The 4,832-nt window shown below is 55.2% G+C and carries 1 protein-coding gene; it reads right to left on the reverse strand.

Annotation, left to right across the window (positions count from 1 at the left end; genetic code table 11):
• The coding region (locus tag PHH49_08475) for a hypothetical protein (GenBank protein MDD5488973.1) at nt 1-4,832 on the reverse strand (4,832 nt) is incomplete at both ends.

Raw genomic sequence — 4,832 nt, forward strand, 5'->3', positions numbered from 1 at the left:
CGAGGCTGTCGAGATGCGCGTCCCCGGTTATATCGGCCTGCAAGACGGAGCTATTGCCGTTCACGTCTATGCACGTAACGAATACCCGCGTCTTCTCGTTTATCCTGGAACGTGTCAGGAAAACGAACTCCGCGGTGGACATGTCGATCGGGATCGCGAGGCCCGTACGCGGGTCCTGCCTGGTGACATCGAAGGAAAGAGCTCCCTGCTCAGGCTCCGGCCGGAAGGTATCCATCTGTATCGGCACCACGACCGACGACGGGCGTATCTCCCTGTATACCTCGTCAAGGTCAACTCTTTCTACCATCGCCAGGAGGCCTTTTTCCACATAACGGTAGTTATTGTAATACTCTCCCGGCGCCTTTCTCTGTAGCGCCATTTCCATGTAAGACAGCCTCTGGTATGCCTTGAGCCTTGCCACGATGAACCTGCCCCAACGCGCCATCGTATCCGCTTCCAGCCTGCCAGCCCTTTTGGCTTCGGCGTACTGGATGACCAGGTTATACATCTCCGACCATATTTTCTTCTCGAGCACTTTCGTGACGCTCAGGGTATTGTCCTGGGCCGGCGGGATGAACCCTTCAAGGTCCCCGACCGTGGCCGTACCCAGTCGCTGTATGACGAAATCATCGACCATTGTGGCCGTATCTCGCGTGAAAATTATACTGGTCCTTCCGACCACGTCCCAGGCCACGTTTATGAGCGCTTCGGCTCCGGCGCGCGGGGCCGTGGAATCCAGCGGGAACTCGCCGATAGGGGTAAGGTTCGTGATCGATCCAAAAGTCTGGGCCCCTTCATATACGCGGAAACCACGGTCGCTTTTCGCGTTCACGACCGGGAGCCCTTTTACCATCTCCGACGAGAATTCAGCGTCTATAGTGCCGTCCGCCTTGACCGGGACATAAAGGGTCCTCGTATCCACATGTTCCAGACCCCAGCTATCCTTCTTCCTGTCATGCGATATGATGAGCACCGCGTCCTTCCCGAAAACGCATTCTATGCTCACAAAACCATCCGGCTCAACTATCCTGGATATGCGTCCCAGGTCCATCGTGGGTGTTTTTATGAGTACCGGGCCGGCGGCGTCATAATAGAACTGCCTCCGGGCCTCCGGTTTCCCGTCTTTCGCGGGAGTGATCTCTTCCACGCGTTCGACCCTTGTCGTATCGCCATAGTATTTGAACGTTTTCGTAAGCTGCGGATTGGCCTCTTTCACTAGGCGTCCCATTTCCATGGTCACGGTGCCGTCCTCGAGTTTCGTCGCGAGCGCCGGTTTTCCGGTAAGTTCGTATGTATATACCGTGGTCACTTTATTCAGGGTACGTTTTACCTCAATAACACGCACGGAGGCGTCATCGGCGTATTTGTATTCCTTGAGAGAACCGTCGGCGCTGGTCTCCTTCATGAGCCGGCCGGTACGCATCATTACTATTTTTTTGCCGGATACCTCGGTCGAGTGTTCGAACATGGTCTTGCCGCCCACTTCATACGTATAAACGGCGGTCCTGCCGTTCTGCGTCTCACGCGCCTCTTTCACCTGTAGTGAGCTACCATCCGTATAAGTGAATTCTTTTACCTTACCGTCCGGGGTCGATTCCTTTACCAGCCTGCCTATCTCCACGCCCCTGAGCCCCTTCCGGCCATCCAGGTCTATGATCACCGGACCGGACCCGTCGTAAGTATATGTGGTGGTCTTCCCTCCGGCGACCTGTGTTACTCCTATAACCCGTTCCGTATCACCGCTGTAGATGAATGTCTTGGTGGTGACGACCCCATCCTTACCCGTCTCGTCCTGCCTGGCCAGCCGGCCTGTACCGTCATAATGATATGTTATATGCTTCACTTCGTCGGTTATAGCGCTGATCTTGCCTGTCACGGGGTCATACGCGAAACTTTCAAGAAGCTTTGACCTGAGGTCTTTCACCTTGAACGCTACATTCCCGTCGTTTATGTCCATACTGTCCGAAGAGTACTTGAAAAGTGCCTTGTCGGGCGCGGCCTGATGCGCGGAAAAAACGAATCCTCTTACGTCCGGGTCCACATAGGTCTCGTTCTCGTACTTCTTATAGTGATATTCCCCGCTATATCCCACGACCGCGTACAGCTGGCCACGGTCGGTCACTATACCATTCCCGTCTATCTTGACGCCTATGTGCGTTTCCACGGCCCTGCTCTTACCTTCGTCCACGGATATCTTCCGGGTGTTCCATTCGTTCGTATATGTTTCCGTAATTATGTGTTCGACATATACCTCTTTATCCGGGTCCATGCGGTTGCCAATTTTTTTATACCTTATGCTGTACCTGAACGTCGGGCTATCGATGTTATCATAGCCGAAAAGTATCAGGTCGCCCGTGTTCAGGTTCTCGGCGCTCAGTATAAGCCCGTTACGCATACTCCTGAACTTGTACCTGTCTATCCCGCCTATTATGGAAGGTTGACCCGTCGCCGCCGCCGGGCGCAGCGCGGGGCTTACCGGCGCTGCCGGGATCGGGGCCGGTACGGCCGCTTCCCCGGTTATCGCTTTCCAGGCGGCTGCTAATGTTGCGGTCGTATATTCCCCGCCTGCCCTGTTGTCGAACCACACCCATAACCCTTTGGCGCCGGAATCGCGCACGGCCCCTGCCATCCTGGCGGGAGCGGTCCTGTCACCTTTGGCGGAAAGGGCTGTTTCCACAACAAGCGTAACGCCTTCCGGAAGGGAGAACCTCCCGACATTGCGCGACAGTTCTTCGGTCATGGCCCTGGCCTGGTCCTGGGTATCTACTGTGAATTCCTTGTGTAGGTTCACCCAGTCTCCCTTGACAAGTTTCCCAAGGAAGAATTCCGCGTTCCTTTCATGCGCCACGCTCACGCTCACCGGCCTGCCGGAGGCTTTTCTTGCCATATCGTTGAACGTTTCCACGAAAAATTGCGTAGCCGCCGTCGAACTCTGGGCATTATCGGGTTCGTTCATGCCTTCGACCGCCAGGATGGACTGGCTGTCCGCCCCAAGTTCCCTGATGGCCGCCTCAAGAAGTTTCCTGTCAAGCTCCACCAAGGCGATCGCCTTCTTTTCATCGGATATCGCGTTAAGATGCGTTTCCGTTATGTCATAGTTATGCATTACAAGCACCACTCTGGTGCCGGCGGCCTTCGCCGCTCTTACGAGCGCCACAAGGTCCTTTACGGCCAGATCTTCATTCACAAAACCTTCCGGAGTGCCGTCGGCCGCGTATTTTATCCCTCCGCCGGCCTTGGACCCCATAGCCAGCATGACCCTGGCCACAGGCACCCCAAGTTCTCGGAACTGCCTTGATATAAGCTCCTGTGACGCGCTTACTCCGCGCGGCGTACCGATAGCGTTCTCATATTCCATGAGATAGAAACTCGCGCCTGAAGTAGCCGCGAAATCCTTCTGTGATGACGGCTGCACGGTTATCGGGGCAGCGCGCACCACATCATACGAACGGGCGCTGGCCAGACGCGGAGCCTCACTTGCCACCGCGCTCACGGAGGACACTTCGAAAGAGCCGGCGAATTTCTGTTCGCTGGAATCCTTGAGCGCTATCTTTATCCCTATCCTCAACACCTTGGAGGGATCGAACCCTTTATCCGTCCAGGCCTGCACATCTTGCCCCGCGGTCGTTGGCGTATATTCGAACTCCACCCATCCCGCTTTGCGTACGTTCGTCCACTTGGAATACTGCGTCCTGTATTCCGAGTCCTTAGCGAAAAGCTGTATACCGTTTATGTTGCTGGTCGCGAACTCGGCCGGGATATTTATCCTCACCCGGATAGTTCTCCCGACCATGGAAGTCGGCTGGGGCAGCGGGACATATACCTCTCCCTTTGTCCTGTCGGGCGTACGTCCGGCCATATCGGCAGTAATAACAAGCGTGCCATTCCTTAAAACGGGATCGCTGGTTATGCCTTTGTCCGATTCGCTCGTCGTCTCGGTTTTCCATGCCCCGTTAACAAGCTCGACCGGTTCCGGGCGCTTAGAAGGAAGATACGGTGGCGTATTCGCCGCGGCCTGGGCAAGCATGTACTGTGAGCCCGAATTGTCCGCGAGGCCGTACCTCAGCGTATTTTCATTGTTGATCCTTATTATCTGTTCCGGCGTAAGCGTATCATACATGTCCCTGAACGAATCCAGCGCGCTCCTGAACGCCGGGTCGCTAATTCCGGAAAGACGCGCTATCATTTCCTCGGCGTAATCGACCGAGGATACGGCTGACTTAAAGTAATCGACCTCAGTAGCCGGGGTCGGCGCGTCATACTCGTCCAGCGTCTTCAGTTGTTCCGGCGCTATATCCCACCAGGAGTTCCTGTTAGCCCCGGTCGGGTCCACCTTATCCGTGTTGAACTCCACTTCCTTGGAGATGACTTCCCGGCTGTCACCGTCATATTTTATGTTATTAGTTACGCTGAGCAGGTATTCCTTCCCTCCCAGCACGACCACCAGGCGTTCCGCATGCGGGCGCTTCAGGTCATCCAGCTGGTCGAAATATTTTATCGCTATGGTCCTTTCCTTCGTACGGGTCATGACCACCGGGATTATTTCCTTTACAGGCGGCATGCCGTGGGTGTCCCTTACGACGAATATATGTCCTCTTTTCCCGCTTTCGGGATGGTCCGCCGTGCATTTTACGTATACAAGCCCCTTTGCCTTGTCCCTGGTCGCTATTTCCGTTACCTTTGTCCAATCCGCCGAATATTTGACCCATCCGGTAGCGGTAGGCACCATTCTGTATTCCAGCGCGGTCATCGAACCCCAGAAAAGGCCGTCTTCTATGCCCGGCACCTTCTTCGCCATGGCGTCCTTTACCTGCGGCGTAACGTTATTCTCC

The sequence above is a fragment of the Candidatus Omnitrophota bacterium genome, assembly GCA_028715965.1.
Taxonomy (GTDB): domain Bacteria; phylum Omnitrophota; class Gorgyraeia; order Tantalellales; family Tantalellaceae; genus JAQUQS01.